The organism is Erythrobacter sp. HA7-11, from assembly GCF_055693605.1.
Genome location: NZ_JBVFUF010000002.1, coordinates 574,447 through 592,617 on the forward strand (window position 1 = coordinate 574,447; position 18,171 = coordinate 592,617).

21 protein-coding genes are annotated in these 18,171 nt (G+C 57.7%); 11 read left to right on the forward strand and 10 right to left on the reverse strand.

Going from position 1 to position 18,171, the window contains the following annotated elements:
- Positions 1-6 precede the first annotated feature (6 nt).
- From ribD to ACZ1GU_RS03055, 5 genes are read right to left on the reverse strand one after another with little or no spacing between them, the layout of a single operon-like run.
- Positions 7-954 (reverse strand): bifunctional diaminohydroxyphosphoribosylaminopyrimidine deaminase/5-amino-6-(5-phosphoribosylamino)uracil reductase RibD, encoded by a 948-nt coding sequence (ribD, locus tag ACZ1GU_RS03035; protein WP_472646641.1) that lies wholly within the window; start codon positions 952-954, stop codon positions 7-9.
- A gap of 32 nt (positions 955-986) precedes the next feature.
- Positions 987-1,463 (reverse strand): hypothetical protein, encoded by a 477-nt coding sequence (locus ACZ1GU_RS03040; protein WP_472646642.1) that lies wholly within the window; start codon positions 1,461-1,463, stop codon positions 987-989.
- A 46-nt stretch (positions 1,464-1,509) separates the two neighbouring features.
- Positions 1,510-2,232, reverse strand: coding sequence for a M48 family metallopeptidase (locus ACZ1GU_RS03045; RefSeq protein WP_472646643.1), 723 nt, complete (start codon positions 2,230-2,232; stop codon positions 1,510-1,512).
- Complete coding sequence (locus ACZ1GU_RS03050) at positions 2,229-2,717, reverse strand: YcgN family cysteine cluster protein (protein ID WP_472646644.1); 489 nt, start codon at positions 2,715-2,717, stop codon at positions 2,229-2,231. Before ACZ1GU_RS03050 ends, ACZ1GU_RS03045 begins: the two co-directional genes overlap by 4 nt.
- A complete protein-coding gene (locus tag ACZ1GU_RS03055; protein ID WP_472646645.1) occupies positions 2,705-3,334 on the reverse strand; it encodes an SCO family protein in 630 nt (209 codons plus the stop codon). The genes ACZ1GU_RS03050 and ACZ1GU_RS03055 overlap by 13 nt, the downstream gene beginning before the upstream one ends.
- A gap of 99 nt (positions 3,335-3,433) precedes the next feature.
- Here ACZ1GU_RS03055 and ACZ1GU_RS03060 point away from each other — a divergent pair, with 99 nt between their 5' ends.
- The 5 genes from ACZ1GU_RS03060 to ACZ1GU_RS03080 all read left to right on the forward strand — a co-directional run bounded on the left by ACZ1GU_RS03060 (position 3,434) and on the right by ACZ1GU_RS03080 (position 6,233).
- Entirely contained in the window at positions 3,434-4,084 is a 651-nt protein-coding gene (locus ACZ1GU_RS03060) for an ankyrin repeat domain-containing protein (protein WP_472646646.1), read from the forward strand.
- A gap of 12 nt (positions 4,085-4,096) precedes the next feature.
- Entirely contained in the window at positions 4,097-4,756 is a 660-nt protein-coding gene (locus ACZ1GU_RS03065) for a COQ9 family protein (protein WP_472646647.1), read from the forward strand.
- 164 nt (positions 4,757-4,920) lie between these two features.
- Positions 4,921-5,445, forward strand: a complete 525-nt coding sequence (ssb, locus tag ACZ1GU_RS03070; protein ID WP_472646648.1) for a single-stranded DNA-binding protein — start codon at positions 4,921-4,923, stop codon at positions 5,443-5,445.
- A gap of 165 nt (positions 5,446-5,610) precedes the next feature.
- Positions 5,611-6,006, forward strand: coding sequence for a hypothetical protein (locus tag ACZ1GU_RS03075; RefSeq protein ID WP_472646649.1), 396 nt, complete (start codon positions 5,611-5,613; stop codon positions 6,004-6,006).
- The gene (locus tag ACZ1GU_RS03080) at positions 6,003-6,233 is read left to right on the forward strand and encodes a helix-turn-helix transcriptional regulator (protein WP_472646650.1); all 231 of its coding nucleotides are present in this window, start codon (positions 6,003-6,005) and stop codon (positions 6,231-6,233) included. The genes ACZ1GU_RS03075 and ACZ1GU_RS03080 overlap by 4 nt, the downstream gene beginning before the upstream one ends.
- Here the strand turns inward: ACZ1GU_RS03080 and ACZ1GU_RS03085 are convergent.
- Both ACZ1GU_RS03085 and ACZ1GU_RS03090 read right to left on the reverse strand, forming a co-directional pair.
- Positions 6,211-6,747: a YceD family protein gene (locus ACZ1GU_RS03085; protein WP_472646651.1), complete on the reverse strand. Its 537-nt coding sequence runs from the start codon at positions 6,745-6,747 to the stop codon at positions 6,211-6,213. The two genes, ACZ1GU_RS03080 and ACZ1GU_RS03085, sit on opposite strands and share 23 nt — an antisense overlap.
- Positions 6,744-7,271, reverse strand: coding sequence for a ubiquinol-cytochrome C chaperone family protein (locus ACZ1GU_RS03090; protein ID WP_472646652.1), 528 nt, complete (start codon positions 7,269-7,271; stop codon positions 6,744-6,746). The genes ACZ1GU_RS03085 and ACZ1GU_RS03090 overlap by 4 nt, the downstream gene beginning before the upstream one ends.
- Positions 7,272-7,509: 238 nt before the next feature.
- Between ACZ1GU_RS03090 and ACZ1GU_RS03095 the strand changes: the two genes are divergently transcribed.
- From ACZ1GU_RS03095 to ACZ1GU_RS03120, 6 genes are all read left to right on the forward strand, one after another.
- Positions 7,510-7,992 (forward strand): outer membrane protein assembly factor BamE, encoded by a 483-nt coding sequence (locus tag ACZ1GU_RS03095; protein WP_472646653.1) that lies wholly within the window; start codon positions 7,510-7,512, stop codon positions 7,990-7,992.
- A gap of 45 nt (positions 7,993-8,037) precedes the next feature.
- The gene (gene hslV / locus ACZ1GU_RS03100; protein WP_472646654.1) at positions 8,038-8,598 is read left to right on the forward strand and encodes an ATP-dependent protease subunit HslV; all 561 of its coding nucleotides are present in this window, start codon (positions 8,038-8,040) and stop codon (positions 8,596-8,598) included.
- A gap of 23 nt (positions 8,599-8,621) precedes the next feature.
- The gene (gene hslU / locus ACZ1GU_RS03105) at positions 8,622-9,920 is read left to right on the forward strand and encodes an ATP-dependent protease ATPase subunit HslU (RefSeq protein ID WP_472646655.1); all 1,299 of its coding nucleotides are present in this window, start codon (positions 8,622-8,624) and stop codon (positions 9,918-9,920) included.
- The gene (locus ACZ1GU_RS03110; protein WP_472646656.1) at positions 9,920-10,315 is read left to right on the forward strand and encodes an ACT domain-containing protein; all 396 of its coding nucleotides are present in this window, start codon (positions 9,920-9,922) and stop codon (positions 10,313-10,315) included. The genes hslU and ACZ1GU_RS03110 overlap by 1 nt, the downstream gene beginning before the upstream one ends.
- 91 nt (positions 10,316-10,406) lie before the next feature.
- Positions 10,407-11,618 carry a M16 family metallopeptidase gene (locus ACZ1GU_RS03115; protein ID WP_472646657.1) on the forward strand — a complete coding sequence of 404 codons (1,212 nt, stop codon included), beginning with the start codon at positions 10,407-10,409 and terminating at the stop codon, positions 11,616-11,618.
- Positions 11,569-13,284, forward strand: a complete 1,716-nt coding sequence (locus ACZ1GU_RS03120; RefSeq protein ID WP_472646658.1) for a M16 family metallopeptidase — start codon at positions 11,569-11,571, stop codon at positions 13,282-13,284. Before ACZ1GU_RS03115 ends, ACZ1GU_RS03120 begins: the two co-directional genes overlap by 50 nt.
- Here the strand turns inward: ACZ1GU_RS03120 and ACZ1GU_RS03125 are convergent, their stop codons facing one another.
- From ACZ1GU_RS03125 to ACZ1GU_RS03135, 3 genes are all read right to left on the reverse strand, one after another.
- Positions 13,285-15,117, reverse strand: coding sequence for an ABCB family ABC transporter ATP-binding protein/permease (locus ACZ1GU_RS03125; protein WP_472646659.1), 1,833 nt, complete (start codon positions 15,115-15,117; stop codon positions 13,285-13,287).
- 69 nt (positions 15,118-15,186) lie between these two features.
- Entirely contained in the window at positions 15,187-16,140 is a 954-nt protein-coding gene (locus ACZ1GU_RS03130) for a retropepsin-like aspartic protease (protein ID WP_472646660.1), read from the reverse strand.
- Between the two features lie 94 nt (positions 16,141-16,234).
- A complete protein-coding gene (locus ACZ1GU_RS03135) occupies positions 16,235-17,776 on the reverse strand; it encodes a lipopolysaccharide biosynthesis protein (protein ID WP_472646661.1) in 1,542 nt (513 codons plus the stop codon).
- Positions 17,777-18,171: the final 395 nt, after the last annotated feature.

An 18,171-nucleotide genomic window follows, 5' to 3' on the forward strand; every position in this document is an offset into this window, starting at 1 on the left:
TCCTGATTACCGCGTGCGCAGATAGGCGGTGAAGCTGTCGCTGCCAAGCTGGCGCTTTTCGCTTGCCTGCCAACGACCATGCGCGGCCTCAAGCGTGGGCAGGTCAAGCGCGCCAAGCGCGCGCATGCCATCTCCTATCACGATGGGCGCGCGGTAAATGTGCATCTCATCGACCAAGTCTTCTTTAAGAAAGCTCGCTGCCGTTTCCCCGCCGCCTTCGACATAGAGATATTGCACCCCGTCGAGCTGCGCGATTTGGTCAGGGCGGTTGATGACTTTGACGCCGTCAGGCGCGACACCACGGGTCAAAAGGACGCGCGCGGGGCTGCGATCCTCAAGGCCTGGCAGGCGGACATCCAAACGCGGATTGTCAGCGCGCCATGTCCCGCCGCCAACCAGGATCGCGTCATTGCGGGCGCGCTGGGCATGGACGTGCGCGCGGGCCGGCTCACCGGTGATCCAGCGGCTTGTCCCATCCGCCAGAGCGATGCAGCCATCGAGCGACATGGCCAGCTTAAGCGTGACGTAAGGCCGATCAAGCCCTGTGTTGCTCAGGTATCCGTCGAGGCTTTGTCGCGCCTCTTCGCAGTCGATGACGTCCACAAGAATGCCAGCCTCTTTGAGCCGCGCGATCCCAGCACTCGCTGTGCGCGGATCGGGATCAGTAATGCCGATTACAACTCGGGCTGGAGCGGCCTTTGCAAGCAAATCGGCGCAGCTCGGCCCGCGAGTCGACTTGTGTGCGCAGGGCTCGAGCGTGACAAAAACGGTAGCGCCTTTGGCTCCCTCGTCGCCGAGAGAGGAAAGTGCGTGCGCTTCTGCGTGGGGTCTCCCGCCAACTTGTGTCCAACCGCGTGCGATCAATCTGCCGCCGCGGATAACCAATGCTGCAACGCCTGGATTAGGGCTGCTTAGTGGGCGTGCACGCGCGGCCAAGCGGCTTGCAGCTGCCATCCAATCTGCGTCTGAGATTTGGTCCGGCGCGCCTATTGCGTGCCGCCTTCAGCGGTAGAGGCCTGATCTGCACTATCGCGCACGTTGGCTAGTACCTCCTGGCGCTCGGCCTCCGCCGCAGCCTCTTCGGCGGCGCGCTCCGCTTCAGCCCGTCGCTCCATTTCCTCGACATCGAAGCCGCTCGCCGCGCCCAAAGCTTTGTACGCCTCACGCTTTTGATCTTCGAGTTCGGCAATTTGCGCCGCGCGCTCGTCCTTGCGCTTTTGGTTCTCGATGTTCGAGGCAACGATCTCTTCGTCAGTGCGCCCGGGAGCAAAACTCGGAATGTATGTCACCGTGGGGCGCTCAGGTGGAATGTAAGCTGCCTCCGATGCCGCCCAACCGATGATCAGAGCTATCGGCACCATCGACACGCCAAGGATCGGCCAGCGATAGGGCTGTGGCTTCCGGATATATTCCCAGAAGTCGAGTGCACCGGTTTTGGGGTTGAAGCGCGATTTCGAGAGCATGTCGCGAATATAGGGCGTGAGCGCGCGCTATACCAGTGCAGGTTTCTCAACCAAAAGCCGAGTACAGCGAACGCCCATTTTCTTTTAGCCATCCATCGGCTTGCTTGATGTCATCTTCATAGATCTGATCAAGCAGCGCGTGAAAGGCCGGACTGTGGTCAAAGTGCACTAGGTGTGTGACTTCATGCGCGACCACTGAGCGGCGAACAAAATCAGGTGCTTGGACAAGGCGCCAATTGAGCCGGATGCGTTCTTTGTCAGAACAACTGCCCCAGCGTTTTTGCGCTCTCGACAAGGCGACAGGGACAGGGGCCAAATTGGCACGCGCCACATAGTCCCTCATGTCGCTCTCAAACAATCTCAAAGCTGTTCTTTCGAGCCAGCCTTTCAACCTTTTTTCGAGCGATTGTTCGGGACCGCCGACCTGCACTTGAGTGTCAACGAGCTTCGGTCGTCTTGGCATCTCGTATTGCCAATTGATGGTCAAACCTTGGCCTCGAAACAACAGTGTACTGCCCGCGCGAGGTGAAGTTCGGCGGGGAATTTTGGCAAGTTGCTGCGCCAGCCAGTCGGTTCTCGCGTGCGCGAATGCCAACGCTTCGCTATCGCGCGCCCAGTTGGGCAGGGTGATCCGGACTTCGCTTCCATCAGGCGCAAGTCGAAGGGTAAGCCGCCTGGCTTGCTTCATCCGCCGCAAGACTATGGGTAAGGTTTCGCCGCCCAGTTCAATCTCTTGTGAGAGCGGATTGCGGCGCATCCAATCGATCATGCACCGTGCTCGCTTTGGTCGATGTCAGAGCCAACGGTCCGCTTGGGGGCGCCCCAATCCACGATGTGATGTTCGAGCGGCCCGGCCTCGGTTTCGCTCACCACTCGCCCAGCAACCGAAACACCAGCGCGCTTAACTGCTTCGCGATCCCCGCTAATGAGATAGTGCCAGTCGGGGAGGCTGCGGCCTTCTGCGCGCCGACGATAGGCGCAGGATGACGGCAGCCAAGGCACTTCTTCGACAATGCTCATCGTCAATCGCAGGCAATCCGGCACGAACGCTTTGCGATTGCGATAATCGGTGCATTGCGCGGTTTCGCAATCAAGCAGCTTGCAGGCGACATTGGTATCCTCGATCTCGCCCGTGTCGGCATCTTCGATCTTATGCAGACAGCACCGGCCACAGCCATCGCAAAGTGCCTCCCACTCGGCCCGCGTCAGATCTGCGAGCTCGAGCTCCCAGAAGCGGTCCCTCAATTCACCCATTTCGACAGTTCTTCTGCGACAGCTTTCGGTCCTTGATCGGTCGGCAGCGTGGCCAATGGCTCACCCTCAGGGCCGAACAGATAGGTGATGGCGGAATGGTTGACGAGGTAGCCGCCGTCCGGAGTATCCTCGCCGCGCTCATAATAAACGCGAAAGTTATCAGCGGCGGTTTTGACCTGTTCAGGTGTGCCGGTGAGGCCGATGAGCTTGTCAGAAAACGCGCTAGCGAATTCACCGACGATTTCCGGCTTGTCGCGCTTTGGATCGACCGAGACGAAGATCGGCTGGATTTTGCTGGCTCTTTCTGGATCGCTCTCGGCGAATTGCGCAAGCCCTTGTGTGAAGCGCTGCACATCGGTCGGGCAGATGTCAGGGCAAAACGCAAAGCCGAAATAGATGATCACATATTGGCCGCGGAAGTCTTCCCATCGCACCGTCTGACCGTCGCTGTCGGTAAGTTCGAATGGGCCACCGATGGTTGCGCCAGCTAAGGGAGGTTCGGCTGCAGGGGCGTCGGCTGCGGGAGCAGAACATGCCGCCAGCCCCAGCGCGAGGCTGAATGTCACAAAACCGCGTCGAAAATTGCGGTGAATGGGTGCGATGGCGCGGTGGTTCATGGTCTGCTAACAGGGTCTCAGCAAAAGGTTGAAGTCGGACGAGGCCACCATAGATTGGCTTCAAAGCATATGTGGCATTGTTTGCGAAAGGTTCAAAGCGTGGGGCGCACTTTTTTACGCAGGGTTGGATTGGTCGCTGTGGTCGCGAGCGGATTGGCAGTGGGAGCAGGGCTGACAGGACTGGGCTTCGCACCGGCGGCCACCGCACAAGGCTTTTCAGTTGGCTATGAATTTCTGAAAGCGGTCGAAGATCGCGATGGCGATGCCGTCACGAACATGCTCAATGAACCGGGCACGACCATCGTCAATACCCGCGATATTACCACTGGCGATACCGGGCTACATATCGTTACAGCGCGGCGCGACAGTGTGTGGGTACGGTTTTTGCTTCAACGCGGGGCTAATCCCAATATCCGCAACAAAAAGGGCGTCGCGCCCTTGCAGGTCGCGGTCAGCCTTGGATTTATCGAAGGTGTCGAAGAATTGCTCAAGCGTGGCGCTGAGGTCGAGATCAGCGATCGTGCTGGCGAAACACCACTGATCGCAGCGGTCCACAAACGCGACACTTCGCTGGTGCGCTTGCTGCTCGACAAAGGTGCTAATCCGGATCGCGCGGACAATTCTGGCCGTACTGCGCGCGATTACGTGAACCTTATGAACTCCAACACGTTGATGTTGGAAGAGTTCGAACGCGCAGATGAAGAGCGCGCCAACAAAGAGGCTTCGGGCGGGAATTACGGCCCATCATAAGGATGCGCGAGCATGACTGATTTCGCTGACATGACTTTGGACGAGCTGCGCGTGGCGATCGCCCCGGATATTGCCGCCTCGGCGATTTTTGACGGCTGGAATGAAACGGCCTTGCTGGCCGCAGCGGACATGGCGGGATGCGATCCGGATGTCGCAAAGTTGGCGTTTCCCGGCGGTGCGATGGAGATGATCGCAGCTTGGATCGCCAGCGTCGATGCGCAAATGGAGGCCGAGTGGCCCAAGGAAAAGCTGGCCGAACTAAAGATCCGCGAGCGTATCCGTACCCTTGTCGCGTTTCGTTTGCAGGCGATTGACGGCCTTGACGAAGCATTGCGCCGCGCGCTTGCGATTATGTCTTTGCCGCAGAATGCACCGACGTCACTGAAGATGGGGTGGAATACGGCAGACCTCATGTGGCGACTCGCAGGCGATACGGCGACCGATTACAATCACTACACCAAGCGCACGATTCTGGCTGGCATTTACAGCGCAACGCTGGCTGTGTTCGTCAACGATGAAAGCGAAGGCAAAGAAGCGACCTACGCCTTTCTCGATCGCCGCATCGACGGCGTGATGAAGTTTGAAAAGGCCAAGGCAAAGTTCCTCGGTGGGGACCGCGAGACCTTCAGCCTGACGCGCTTTCTCGACCGCCTGCGTTATCCCAGCACTTAGGCGCACGGCTCTCTCAGGCGATATACGTAGAAACCACCATAATGGAGGTGGAAAAGCCCGTGCGGCGCTCGCCAGCGCGGGTGCGGTCGCTTATGACGGTAAGGGAATCGAGGTGGTGCGACGCAGGCTCGCACCGTCATCACGCATTTGGGAAGGTTTGAAAAATGGCGGGTTCGCTCAATAAGGTAATGTTGATCGGTAATCTGGGCGCGGACCCTGAAGTGCGATCGTTTCAGAATGGCGGGCGCGTTGCCAATCTTCGGATCGCGACGAGCGAGACCTGGAAGGATCGCAACACCGGCGAGCGTCAGGAACGCACCGAGTGGCATACCGTGGCGATTTTCTCCGAAGGTCTCGTCAATGTATGCGAGAATTACCTCAAAAAGGGCAGCAAGGTCTTTGTCGAGGGCAAGCTGCAGACCCGCAAATGGCAGGATCAATCCGGCAATGACCGCTATTCGACCGAGGTCGTGCTGCGCGGCTATGATGGTACGCTGACTATGCTTGACGGCCGCAGCGGCGGCGGTGGAGGAGGCGGCCAGGGCGGCGGCTATGGCGGCGGAGGCCAAGGCGGTTCGTCCGGCGGTGGCGGCTGGAACCAAGGGGGCGGCGGCTCCGACGGCGGGAATGGCGGTGGCTCCCAAGGCGGCGGCGGTTATGACGACCTCGACGATGATATTCCGTTCTAGGATTGAAAAACGACAATTTTTGCGAAGGCCTCGTGGGGAAACCTACGAGGCTTTTTTGTGCTCAATTTGGACTGGTCCAAGTCGCATCAATGTAAAAACAGTTTGACATTCGTGATAATATGTAAAAAGGTTTAGACATAACGAGACTGAAATGGATGTTTTGCAATGTCTTACAAATCGAAATTTTGGCTCTTCACAGTGCTTGCGTTCGGATCGTCGCTGATTGTGGGAGCAATTATCGGAAAGACCGTTCCAGCGAGCGGCGGTGTGGATAATCCGGCGTTAGTCCTGCCTTTGCTTCTGGGCTTGATCACTCTGCTTATGGGGGTCACGTGGCTGTGGTGGCAAAAGACGGATGACCTGCAGCAACAAGGCCAGATGTTCAGTTGGTGGTGGGGCGGCAATATCGGCGCACTAGTGATGATCGTCTCTGTGGTGGTCCTGACCGGTCGGCATAGCGATCTCAGTCTTGGCGCGATTTACATGTTTATGGCCCAGTTTGTGGGGTTCGTCGCGGTTTGGCTCGGCTGGAAATTCCGTGGCCGGGGCACAGCAGAATGAAGAACTGTTTGCGTGATCTGCGCAAAGGGCGCGGGCTTAATCAGGCGGATCTTGCGGAGGCTCTTGAAGTTTCGCGTCAGACGATCATCGCAGTCGAGGCGGACAAGTATGATCCTTCTCTGCCGATGGCCTATCGGCTAGCAGCGTATTTCGATGTCCCGGCAGAGGAGCTTTTTTCAATCCTTGGAAGGAGACGGGCGAGGCTTAGTCGCTCTTCAACTCCTTGAGCATTTCAGCGAGCGGCCCTTCCTCTTCGCCCTCCTGCGAAATGCCAGCAGACTTGCGCGCTGCATCTGCGTTTGGCCCTTCGGCGTACGGGTCAATCGCAAGGCCAAGGGACTGTGCGATCGCTTCACCCAAATCGAGGCAGTCGCCGGTGTACTCGACTTCATCAAGTTCATCAGCATCGAGTTCGATTTCAAGGTCTTCGCTATCCTCGGCCTGGGCGGCTCTTGTTGTGGTCGCATCTATGAAGCGCAAGGCTATCGGTTCGTTCACTTCGACGCCAAAGTTCTCGCCCGAAACCGAGCAGGCCTGCATGAATTGCGCATGCATCCCGCCATTGGCAAGCACTGCTGCGCCGTCTTGTTCGAGCGTAACTTCTGCCCGCAGAAACTCGATCGAGGTAAGGTCGAACCTTCTGGCGAGCGCGGCGCACTCTGCGCCACTGGCCTCGATCGTAACCGGCGCTCCGGGCAATTGCCGCAGTTTGATCTGGCGAGAGAGTTCTGGCTCGCTCACAGTGCAAAATCAGCTTTCAGCAAAGCCTCGTCGCTTACCGCAGCGAGCCTGATTGAGAGATCCTGCAGCTTTCTCGCCACGCAAGCAGCCGCGGCGCTTTCATCTTCGCCTTCGGCGAAAGTCGTGTTGCGCGCGACGGCTGCTGCCATTTTTCCAGCGTCTCCATCCAGCAATGCGCTGCGATATGCGCCAAGCCTACCGCCCAAAACGCTCATCAGTTTGCCAACGCGCTTACCAACGACCACATCATTGACGCCAAATTCGCGCAATTGGCCGTCCATATCCTCGACAAACAATTCAGCGAGCAGCGCACTTTCACTGCGCATATCAGCCGTCTCGACGCGCACAATCACGACGCTGAGCATGGCAGTGATCATATCGAACCGCCCGTCGACGCTATCAGCGACACCGCATTCTTCGTAAAAAGACGGCTCGCGCGCCAGCTCGACCACACGGTGCCATAGAGGGCGAACCTGCTCGCGCGGATCAGGTGCGAGGCCTAGCATTTTCGAGAGGAATGACATTCGATAACCTTTCGATGGCGCGGTACGGAATGCCGCGATGGGTGAACTACGAATTTTGCGGACCGCTTGATGCATTCAGCGAGAATTCAACCGTTTCACCCCAGCTCCCTGACGCAGCAGCGTTGCAACGTATGAACGAGGGCCGTAAAGCCTTGTTCCACGCGATATAGGACGCGGCGTTCGTCGGGCAATAGCAAGACGTGCTGCCGCGAATGCGAACGAAGGATTGTAGACAGTAATGATACGGATCGAAGGTGGAGCGCAGGTGGCGCGCAGGATCAAGACGCTGGCTTTGATTGCAGGCGCTGGCCTTGCGCTGTCTGGGTGCTCGTCAATCCGCGAATCGCGCGGCTACGTTGTCGACAACACTCTGCTGCAATCGATCCAGCCGGGTATTGATAATCAGCGCTCGGTTGAAGGCACGCTCGACCGCCCCAGTTTTACCAGCCAATATGGCGAGCCGACTTGGTACTATGTCTCTAGTGTAACAGGGCGCAGGCCGCTGGTGCGTCCGCGTATCCAAACGCACTCGGTTTTGGCTGTGAAATTTGACGCAGCTGGCAATGTTGCGTCAGTCGACAGCTCGGGCGTTGAGGACGTGGTTTATCTCTCTCCTGATGGCGATAAAACACCGACCTTGGGTCGCGAGCGCGGCTTCCTAGAAGATCTGTTCGGCAATATCGGCACTGTAGGTTCAGGTGGCCCTGCTCCTGGCCAGTAAACGAGGTTGCTTGATTGCTTCAGTTCAGGGCCCATATTGCGCCGCATGAACAATGATACGGCTAGCCACGGCCTAACCCAGTGGCATGGCACCACCATCGTTGGCGTAAAGCGGGGCGACAAGATCGTTGTCGCTGGCGACGGGCAAGTCTCGATGGGCAACACCGTGATGAAGCCCAATGCCCGCAAGGTTCGCCGGATCGGCGAAGGCGGCAAGGTTGTCGCCGGATTTGCTGGGGCAACTGCCGATGCATTCACTTTGTTCGAGCGGTTGGAGAAAAAGCTTGAGCAATATTCAGGGCAATTGCTGCGCGCCGCGGTTGAGCTCGCCAAGGATTGGCGCACCGATAAATACCTCCGCAATCTCGAAGCGCTGATGATCGTTGCCGACAGCGAAAGCCTGTTGGTGCTGACCGGCAATGGCGATGTGCTGGAGCCAGAGGGCGGGATTGCGGCGATTGGCTCGGGCGGCAATTACGCTCTCGCTGCGGCGCGCGCGATCGCCGAATATGAAGAAGATCCGGAGAGAATCGCGACCAAAGCGATGGCCGTCGCGGCCGAGATCTGCGTTTTCACCAATGGCAATGTGACCCTCGAAACCGTTTAGGTTTGCTGGGACTGAGAGAATTCATGGACAATTTGACACCCAAGGCGATCGTCGCCGCATTGGATGAACATATCATCGGCCAGAAAGATGCGAAGCGCGCGGTCGCCGTGGCGCTACGCAATCGTTGGCGGCGTCAGCGCTTGAACGCGGATTTGCGCGATGAGGTGACGCCCAAGAATATCCTTATGATCGGTCCCACCGGCTGCGGTAAGACTGAGATCAGCCGACGGCTTGCCAAGCTCGCCGAGGCGCCATTCGTGAAGATAGAAGCGACCAAGTTTACCGAGGTCGGCTATGTCGGGCGCGACGTCGAACAGATTGCTCGCGACCTTGCCGAGGAAGCGATCCGGCTGGAAAAAGAGCGTCGGCGTGAAGCTGTGCGCGAGGCGGCAAGCGATGCAGCGATGGAGCGTTTGCTTACCGCTCTGGTTGGCGACAATGCATCCGAAGCAACCCGCGAAAGCTTTCGCCAGCGAATCGTGCAGGACGCGATGAACGAGGTTGAAGTCGAAATCGACGTGACCGAAGCGCCCAACATGCCGTTCGACATGGGCAATATGGGCGGAAATGTCGGCATGATCGACCTTTCCGACATGATGGGGAAAGCCTTCGGCAAAACGCCGACCAAGCGTCGCAAGATGCGGGTGCCAGAGGCGTGGGACAAATTGGTTGATGAAGAGGCGGACAAGCGGCTCGACGATGATGATGTTGCGCAAACCGCTCTGCGCAATGCCGAGACCAACGGCATCGTATTCCTCGACGAGATCGACAAAATCGCAGTCAGCGATGTGCGCGGAGGCTCTGTCAGCCGCGAAGGCGTGCAGCGCGATCTGCTGCCGCTGATCGAAGGCACGACGGTTGCGACTAAATATGGTCCGATGAAGACCGACCATGTGCTGTTTATCGCAAGCGGCGCATTTCATGTCGCTAAGCCTTCAGACATGCTTCCCGAATTGCAGGGCCGCCTGCCGATCCGGGTCGAATTGCGCGCGCTCACAGAAGAGGACTTCGTACGCATCCTCGGCGAGACCAAGGCAAACCTGGTCGAGCAATATCGGGCCCTGATCGGCACCGAAGATGTGACGCTAGATTTCAACGACGATGCTGTTGCGGAGGTTGCGAAGATTGCCGCGCAAGTGAACGAAAGCGTCGAAAATATCGGCGCGCGACGTCTTCAGACGGTGATGGAAAAGTTGCTCGAGGAAATCAGCTTCGAAGCGGAAGAGCACAAAGGCGAAACCATCACGATTGACGCTGGCTATGTACGCAAACGGCTGGACGAGCTTGCGAGCGACAGCGACCTGTCGAAGTATATCTTATAATGACTGATCAGCCCGTCAGCGCGCTTGCTGATATGCTGGCGGGGATGGACCCGGTGCTGGATGATCAGGCGTATGTGTTTGCGAGCTCTTCCGGCGAGCCCGAATTCCAGTCTCCCTTCGCGATAATCGTTGAAGACGAGGGCAAAACCTTTGTCCGGCCTGCGGACGAAGGCGATAGCCAGCCGAAATTCTCCCGCATGACCCTACAAGTCCATTCCGACCTTGAAGGTGTCGGTCTGACCGCGGCGGTTTCGTCAGCGCTCGCAAATGCTGGAATTGCCTGCAATGTCATCGCCGCGTTTCATCACGATCACCTTTTCGTGCCGTGGGATCATCGCGGAGAAGCGCTGCAAATCCTCAAGGACTTATCGGACAACGCTCGTCGAAAAGTATAGGGCATTCGTCCCCGCGCACCCTTTCAAACTTGAGATCGGCGCCCGCCCGCGCTTTAGTGCAAGCAATTGAAATCCAATTGGGGACTGGTTCATGATGAAATACAAAATGCTCGCTGGCGCTGCCGCTGCCGCTATGGTTTTCGCGACACCTGCAATGGCGGATGATCACGCCGATACGGACGGCGCTCCGACGCTGTCAGCACCCAAGATAGAATACACCAGCTGGACCCTCGACAACGGGCTTACAGTCATCGCGCTGCCTGATGATTCGACAGCCAACGTTACTACCTCGCTGTGGTACAAGGTCGGGTCAAAGCACGACCCCGAAGGCCGGTCAGGTTTCAGCCATTTGTTCGAGCACATCTTGAGCCGCAAGACGGTCAACATGCCCTATAATCTGATCAACAAGCTGACCGAGGATGTCGGCGGTCAGCGCAATGCCTCGAACTGGATCGACCGTACCAACTACTTCGAGACGGTGCCTGCCCAATATCTCGAGACAATGCTGTGGACTCACCGCGAACGGATGGCTTTCCCGGTTGTCGATGCCGAGGTGTTCGAGAACGAGCGCAATGTGGTGAAGGAGGAACTTCGGACCCGCGTGCTCGCGCCGCCCTATGGCCGCTTGCAGCGCTTCGTGATCCCCGAAAACGCATACGATGTGCTGCCGATGCGGCGTCCGGGTATCGGATCGATCGAGGATTTGGATTCGGCTACGCTGGATGACGCACGCGCGTTCCACCAGGCCTATTATGGCCCCGATACCGCGACGCTGATCGTGGCCGGCAACTTCGAGATAGAGGAGCTGCGTTCGCTGGTCGATCAGTACTTCGCTGACATTGAACCGCGGGCAATCCCGATCAGCCTTGAAATCGAAGGTGAAGAGCCTGTCCGAACTGAACCGCGAGAAGTCAATGCGACCGCGCCCAATGTGCCGCTGCCTTTGGTGGGCGGTATTTGGAAAGCGCCATCGGTTATGGATGAAGATGCTGCCGCGATTGAATTGCTTACAGCAATCCTCGCGCGCGGTGATAATAGTCGCTTGCACAAAGCACTGGTTCGTACAGGCAAAGCTGTTCAGGCAACGCACTTCGATTCGATGACGATGGATGGCGGTTTCATTGCCAACTTCGCCGTGTTGAGTCCTGTGGCCCAGCCAGATGAAGCGCGCACAATCCTTAACGCGGAGTTGGAGCGTGTGCGGGCAGAACCGGTCACCGAAGCCGAGCTGCGCGAAGCGAAAAACGAGATTTTTGCGAGCGCGCTTTCTCAGCGTCAGACTGTCCGCGGTACGAGCCTTTGAACTGGGCGAAGCATTGGTTTCGACCGGCAATCCTGATGCGGCGGACTTGCGGCTTGAGCGGATTGCAGCCGTTACGGTTGAGGATATTCAACGCGTCGCTGCAAAGTGGCTGAACCCAAACGCCAAGGTTGCGATGACCTACACAGCCGGCGAGGACGATCCGAGCAGCTATGCAAATCCGGTTCCTCGCCCCGCTTACAGCACCGTCCCGCCTGCTACCGGGGAGCCACTTGAGCTGCTGCCCGAGGGTGAGCGGATGGTACCACCGCCTCCGGGTGAAAAACCAGAAGTTGTCCGGTCTGCCTTCGTTGACACCGAGCTCGCCAATGGCATTCCGCTCGTCAGCACACAGACAAGCAATGTGCCGATTGCGACTATCACTGTGGTGTTCCCAGGCGGGAATGCGAGCGATCCAGCCGGAAAAGCAGGGGTTGCTGGTTTCGCGGCGACCTTGGCTGACAAAGGCACGGCGACGCGCAGCGCGCCCGAAATTGCAGCTACGCTCGAATCGCTCGGTGCAAATGTAGGTTTCACCAGTGGTCTTGACGGGACATTTGTCAGCCTGACTGCGCCAAAGGTGAACCTTGCCGAGGCGGGTGAAGTCCTCGTCGATATCATTCAGAACGCAAGCTACCCGGCTGATGAGCTTGAGCGCGAACGCAAACGCGCGCTCGACGGCATCACCGCGGTCTATAAAGATCCTGGCTCGCTTGCAGGCCTCGTTGCGACCCGCGTGATGTATGGCGATGCGCCCTATGGCCGCGTTTCAACCGAGACCAGCATTCCGAAGATCACTCGCGAAGATCTGGCCGCTCATCGTGAGACCTATTGGCATCCGGCAGCGGCAAAGATCGTTGTGAGTGGCGGTATCAGCTCTGAAGAAGCCGAGAGCCTCGCCAGCGGATTGTTCGGTGACTGGACCAGCGACAGTGCGCCGCCTGCTCCCGTTTCAAACCCGGCTGGCAATGGCACGCAGCCTCGCACACTGGTGATTGATATGGAGGATGCAGGTCAGTCGGTTGTCATCGCCGGAGTTCGCGGCATCTCGCGCAAGGATGAGGATTTCTATCCCGTTTGGCTCGCAAACACAGTGCTTGGCTCCGGGTCAAACGGACGCCTGTTCGAAGAGGTGCGGACGAAGCGCGCGCTCGCTTACGGTGCATATTCCCAGCACGGCCAGGCTGCTGATGCATCAGTCTGGCGCGCTCAGGCTCAGACTGACCACAGCACGGTCGATGAAGTGGCTACGGTGTTCTTCGACGAGTTCGAAAAACTGTCCGAGCAACCAGCAACCGAAGAGGAAATCGAAAAGCGTCGTCTCTTCCTTGGCGGGGCAATCGCCCGCAGCCTTGAGACCAGCGGCGGGTTCAACGGTCAGGTTGCAAGCCTGATGCTGCAAGGTATCGAACCGGCGGAAGCCTTCGCGATCGCCGATCGCCTGTCGGATGTCAGCGCAGAAGAAGCGGCGGCAATCGCGGACAAGTATCTGACCGAAGAACGCACGTCACTCGTCGTAGTTGGCAAGGCTTCAGAATTCCTGAGCGAGCTCGAGGAACTGCGCGGCGAAGTTGAAGTCATTGCGTTCGACGATCTCGATCTGGCCGCCAGCGATCTTCGGAAAGCTGATTCTGGAACGAGTGAGAACGCCGGCGCCGCCGGAGAGTAACTAAACAACCGTTTCTGTCTCGCCGGGCGCTTCGCTCGCCTGGCGGGCCCACATTTCGGCATAAAGGCCGTCTTTGCTGAGCAGTGCGCTGTGCGTCCCTTGTTCAGCGAGGCGGCCTTTTTCGAGCACGATGATCTGATCGGCATCGGCGATGGTTGAAAGGCGGTGCGCAATGGCGATGGTCGTGCGTCCGGCCGAGATCCGGCGCAGCGTGCCGAGAATTTCCTGCTCAGTGCGCGTGTCGAGCGCGCTTGTTGCTTCGTCGAGTAGCAATATCGGCGGGTTCTTGACCAGAGTGCGAGCAATGGCAACGCGCTGTTTCTCGCCGCCTGACAGCTTGAGCCCGCGCTCGCCGACCATTGTATCGAACCCGTCCGGCAGGCTTTGGATCAGCGGCATCAGAGCAGCATCTTGCGCAGCCTTTCGGATCGTTTCTTCATCGGCATCTGCCGCGCCATAAGCAATGTTGTAGTGAAGCGTATCGTTGAACAGCACGCTGTCCTGGGGGACAATGCCGATTGCTTCGCGCACGCTGGCTTGCTGGACTTGAGCGATGTCTTGGCCATCGATCAGGATCCGGCCTGAAGTCGGATCGTAAAACCTGAACAGGAGTCGTCCGATCGTGCTCTTGCCTGCGCCTGACGGGCCGACGATGGCGACAGTGTTGCTGGCTGGCACTTCAAAGCTGAGCCCGTGCAAAATGGTGCGCTCTTCTTCGTAGGCGAAGGTCACATTGTCGAAGACGAGGCGAGGCTGCTTGACCACCAAACCCGGAGCGCCTGGCGCGTCGACCACTTCCATGTCGGTGTCGATCAGGCGGAACATCTCAGCCATGTCGACCAATCCCTGGCGGATGGTGCGATAGACCCAGCCAAGCAGGTCAAGTGGGCGAAACAGCTGCATCAGATAGGTGTTCACGAACACGAGGTCGCCGACAGTCAGCAGTCCGCGGCTCCAACCCCACACGGTGTAAGCCATCGCACCTGCCATCAGGGCGTTGGTGATCAGCGACTGCGTCATATTGAGGATGCCGAGCGAATTTTCGCTCTTTATCGCAGCTTCGGCGTAGGCCTTTGCCGCCTGACTATAGCGACGCTCTTCTCGATCTTCCGCGCCGAAATATTTCACCGTTTCAAAGTTGAGCAGCGAGTCGACAGCGCGATGTAAGGCCTGACCGTCGAGATCGTTCATCTCGCGCCTAAGTTTCGTGCGCCATTCGGTAATCCAGCGCGTGATCGCAATGTATGTGACAACCGTGAGGGCGGTTGCAGCAACGAGCTCCCAACCGAAATTGATGTAGAAGATGACGCCAACCGCGATCAGTTCGATGGCGGTCGGAGCAATGTTGAACAGCAGGAAGTAGAGCATCATGTCGATGCTCTTGGTGCCACGCTCGATGATTTTGGTTACCTCACCAGTGCGGCGGGAGAGGTGGAAACGTAGCGAGAGACGATGGAGGCGGTGGAATACATCTTCGGCAAGGCTGAGCGTGGCGGCCTGTCCGACCCGCTCGAACGTGATGTTGCGTAGATTGTCAAAAAGGAGTGAGGTAAACCGGCCTAGCGCGTAGGCGACCACCAATGCCAGCGCGACAGTCGCACCATCGCTGACCGGTCCAGCCATCTCATCGGCGGCGCCTTTGTAGGCAAAGGGAAGGGCGAGGGTGACGCCCTTGGCCGCGAGCACCAAGACCATGGCGATGACGATCCGCCAGCGTAGGCCCGGATTGTCCTTGGGCCACAGATAGGGGAGAAAGCGCTTTAATGTGTGCCAGCCTTCGGTCTCGACAGGCTTCGCCTTGTCAGCCTTAGAATAGGAAAAGTCGCTGCCCATCGTGCTCGCCCATGTGGGCGCGTGGAGACCAGCGCGCAAGTCCGCGCAAATCAATCAGCTTTATTCAAGTCACTTGGTTCGTGGAGTGTACGACTTGCGATTGAGATCGCGGGACACTCTGCGCGGCAGATCAAACAGGATGCGCTGACGCGAGAAGTCGATCGCCACCCGGTCGAACATCTTGAGGTGATTCATCCCCAACGACAATACCGGCTGATCTTTAAGTCCGAGCGCTTCGAAAGCAGGCGTATCAGCAAAAGTGATGGGGACATTGCGCAAGGTCACGCCTTCTATCTCGAGCGTACGAACGAAGGACATTTCACCTTGAAGCGAGACGCCGTTGACGTCGGTGGTCGTGACCTCTTGCGCGCGCTTGGTCCTGATGCGTTGCTGCAAGGCAGTATTAGCAAGGCTTGCCTGAGCGCCCGTGTCGATAATGACGGTTGCCGTCACCCCTTCGATTTCTGCGTTGGTTATGAGAAGCTGACCTAGCTTGTGCCGCGCGCGAACGACGATTTCAAACCCGCGTTGGCTGCCGCGCTTTTTGGTGACGTCTTCGACCAGCATCTCATCTTTGCGGAAGTCGATCAACACACGGAAATCTTGCAGGCTATCGAGCCCGATGATGCCGTCTGCTCCAACATGATGCCTGTAGAGTACAGGTGCAGCGAGATTGTGGATCGTGCTGTTGCCCATTTCCAGGCTGTCGAGTTCAACCAGAGGCACCGCACGGCGGCTCGCCATGCCCACCAAGGTCGCTGTTCCCAAAGATTCAAGGCCTAACGCATTATTGATTTCGTGGCTGACGGCGGTTGCCTGGCTGCCCGTATCAATCATGAAGTTGTATGGGCCGCTCCCGCCGATCGTGACCGGGATCGTCATGCGATCATGACGTTCTTCTTGAAGGCTCAGTATTTCGGCATCGGGATTGGCAAAACTAGGCGCAATCGATTGCTGCTCAGTGCTTTGCCCAAAGCCAATCGCGGCCATCGCCAATGCAGGGCCGTAATAGAGATAATGCATTTGCGTATCCTCTCCCGGGGATGCCGGTTTCAAAAGCTCAACCAATCCGCCAACGAGAGCTTATCAGAGGAGTTTCAGAATCCCAAACAAGATGTCAGGCCGAATTTTCGGCGTGCGCCAAGCCAGTGTCGCGGTTACGAAGAAGGTTCCATGTTTCCAGAACAAGTGGCCTCCAAGCGAACCAGAACGTAGCGGCATATACACTCGCGCCAGCGAGTGCATTGAAGGCAAGCTCGATCAATGGCGATTTGATCGGAAAGACTGATTGAAGGACTAACACGACACCAGCCATCGCACCGCACGCGAGAGCAACAGGAGCGACTTCTTTAACCAGAGCCAGCGGCGATACCCCAATTCGCGGTAATGTCATCGCCAAAGTGAAGCAGCAAAGCAGCGGCGCCGCGACCCACCAGGCGTGTACCAATCCTATCGCACCGTCATCCCCTTCAACAAATCCGCCATTAACGCCCCACAAGAACGCGAGCGGCATGATGATCGCTCCAACAATGCTGGTGGCGAGATAAACCTGCGTTCTTCCCATCGCGTTGGTCACTGGCGAACAAATAAAGTGTAGGGCCATAAACGGCATGACCAATGCGAGGCCTGCTACGATCGGAATCATCCCGGCCCACTTATCTCCAAACAGAGTGAGAATGGCCTGCTCACTCGTCAGAGAGAGTCCAACATAGATCGGCGCAGTGACCATCATCACCATGCGCGCTGTTTTCAGAAAGTAAGGGCCGAGCGGTTTGGTCGCGCGATGCAATTCAGAATAAGCGGCGAGGGCGACCTCATTGATTGGAGGAAGGAACCGCCCAGTGACGATCAACGTGAGGAATAAGGCTTCTGAGTAAAGGCCAAGATTATAGGTCGACATAGTGCGCCCGGCGATAACGATATCGCTCTGGCTTTGGATGATCCAGAATATCTGGCACAAGGTGAGTGTGCCCCCAAACGTCACAAGATCCCAGGCGCCGCGCGGGTCGAACACAGGCTTCACCAGAAGGCGTGCGGCCACAGACAATCCGATTGCTCGACTCGCGAACATTGCAATCGGCGCGTAAACGAGAGCCCAGACGCCCCAGCCAAACCATGCAAGGGCCAACGCCACGACGGCGCCGATGACGGCGGCCGCCATATTGACTTGGCCTTGCTTGCGAAACTCAAGCCGCCGCGCGAGCAACTCGGAAGGGAGCGCAGTGAAAGGCACCGTCAGGAATATGACAGCTTGCACCCGAAGCATTTGTTCGACCAGCGGCTCGCCAAAATAGGCTGCGGCAAAGGGGGCGAACACAAATTGTATCAGCGCCATCGCACCATTAAAAACGAGAAGCAGACCGAAGATCTGGCCTATGCGTCTTTTATCGACGTGTTTCGTCTGCACCAATGAGGTCGCAAAGCTCTGCCCATTGAGTATCGCAAGCGCGGTCAGCACGACCTGCGTCATCGCGAACAGGCCGTAATCGGTACCGGCTCGAGCAAGCGCACCACAAGAATGGTAGACGTCCAGGTAATGATCTGTGCAGCGACCTGAGTGCCCCAACGCCACTTCACCGCGGAACGTACGCGGTACGGCAAATCCGTCCGCGTCGCCTAATGGCGAATCATGGACCGAATCTGGTTCGGATCGTGGCATGGTTGAGCTCATGCAGGCGCGGATAACGCTTAAAAGTGAAGATTTGGCATGGAATCACGGGATGATTCTGCAAAATCCCGCACGCAAAAAGGGGTCCAATTGCCAATCCGCCCTTGAACGGTACGGGAGAAGCCCCATTTCATTCACTGTTGGGAGGGCGCAAATCCGCAGGAATCTGCGGTTGTTTCCAACTTTTGAAATAAAATTGCAAAAAGGCGTTGACCGAATCTGAGGTCGCCCATATATGCCCTCTCACCGACGCGGCGCTGACGGTTTCAACCGCCTCCATCGCGACGGTCGCCAACATCATACGGACAACCGGTCCCCCGGTGAAAATCGGGGAGCGATAGTTGTCCGCTTTTGCTTGTTGGATGGCTCTTTGACATCGTTAGATT

Excerpts from the sequence above, each read along its gene's own strand:
- ribD (WP_472646641.1), bottom strand. The coding sequence starts at position 954 with ATGGCAGCTGCAAGCCGCTTGGCCGCGCGTGCACGCCCACTAAGCAGC.
- ACZ1GU_RS03040 (WP_472646642.1), bottom strand. The coding sequence starts at position 1,463 with ATGCTCTCGAAATCGCGCTTCAACCCCAAAACCGGTGCACTCGACTTC.
- ACZ1GU_RS03045 (WP_472646643.1), bottom strand. The coding sequence starts at position 2,232 with ATGATCGATTGGATGCGCCGCAATCCGCTCTCACAAGAGATTGAACTG.
- ACZ1GU_RS03050 (WP_472646644.1), bottom strand. The coding sequence starts at position 2,717 with ATGGGTGAATTGAGGGACCGCTTCTGGGAGCTCGAGCTCGCAGATCTG.
- ACZ1GU_RS03055 (WP_472646645.1), bottom strand. The coding sequence starts at position 3,334 with ATGAACCACCGCGCCATCGCACCCATTCACCGCAATTTTCGACGCGGT.
- ACZ1GU_RS03065 (WP_472646647.1), top strand. The coding sequence starts at position 4,097 with ATGACTGATTTCGCTGACATGACTTTGGACGAGCTGCGCGTGGCGATC.
- ssb (WP_472646648.1), top strand. The coding sequence starts at position 4,921 with ATGGCGGGTTCGCTCAATAAGGTAATGTTGATCGGTAATCTGGGCGCG.
- ACZ1GU_RS03075 (WP_472646649.1), top strand. The coding sequence starts at position 5,611 with ATGTCTTACAAATCGAAATTTTGGCTCTTCACAGTGCTTGCGTTCGGA.
- ACZ1GU_RS03080 (WP_472646650.1), top strand. The coding sequence starts at position 6,003 with ATGAAGAACTGTTTGCGTGATCTGCGCAAAGGGCGCGGGCTTAATCAG.
- ACZ1GU_RS03090 (WP_472646652.1), bottom strand. The coding sequence starts at position 7,271 with ATGTCATTCCTCTCGAAAATGCTAGGCCTCGCACCTGATCCGCGCGAG.
- ACZ1GU_RS03095 (WP_472646653.1), top strand. The coding sequence starts at position 7,510 with ATGATACGGATCGAAGGTGGAGCGCAGGTGGCGCGCAGGATCAAGACG.
- hslV (WP_472646654.1), top strand. The coding sequence starts at position 8,038 with ATGAACAATGATACGGCTAGCCACGGCCTAACCCAGTGGCATGGCACC.
- hslU (WP_472646655.1), top strand. The coding sequence starts at position 8,622 with ATGGACAATTTGACACCCAAGGCGATCGTCGCCGCATTGGATGAACAT.
- ACZ1GU_RS03110 (WP_472646656.1), top strand. The coding sequence starts at position 9,920 with ATGACTGATCAGCCCGTCAGCGCGCTTGCTGATATGCTGGCGGGGATG.
- ACZ1GU_RS03115 (WP_472646657.1), top strand. The coding sequence starts at position 10,407 with ATGATGAAATACAAAATGCTCGCTGGCGCTGCCGCTGCCGCTATGGTT.
- ACZ1GU_RS03125 (WP_472646659.1), bottom strand. The coding sequence starts at position 15,117 with ATGGGCAGCGACTTTTCCTATTCTAAGGCTGACAAGGCGAAGCCTGTC.
- ACZ1GU_RS03130 (WP_472646660.1), bottom strand. The coding sequence starts at position 16,140 with ATGCATTATCTCTATTACGGCCCTGCATTGGCGATGGCCGCGATTGGC.
- ACZ1GU_RS03135 (WP_472646661.1), bottom strand. The coding sequence starts at position 17,776 with ATGCCACGATCCGAACCAGATTCGGTCCATGATTCGCCATTAGGCGAC.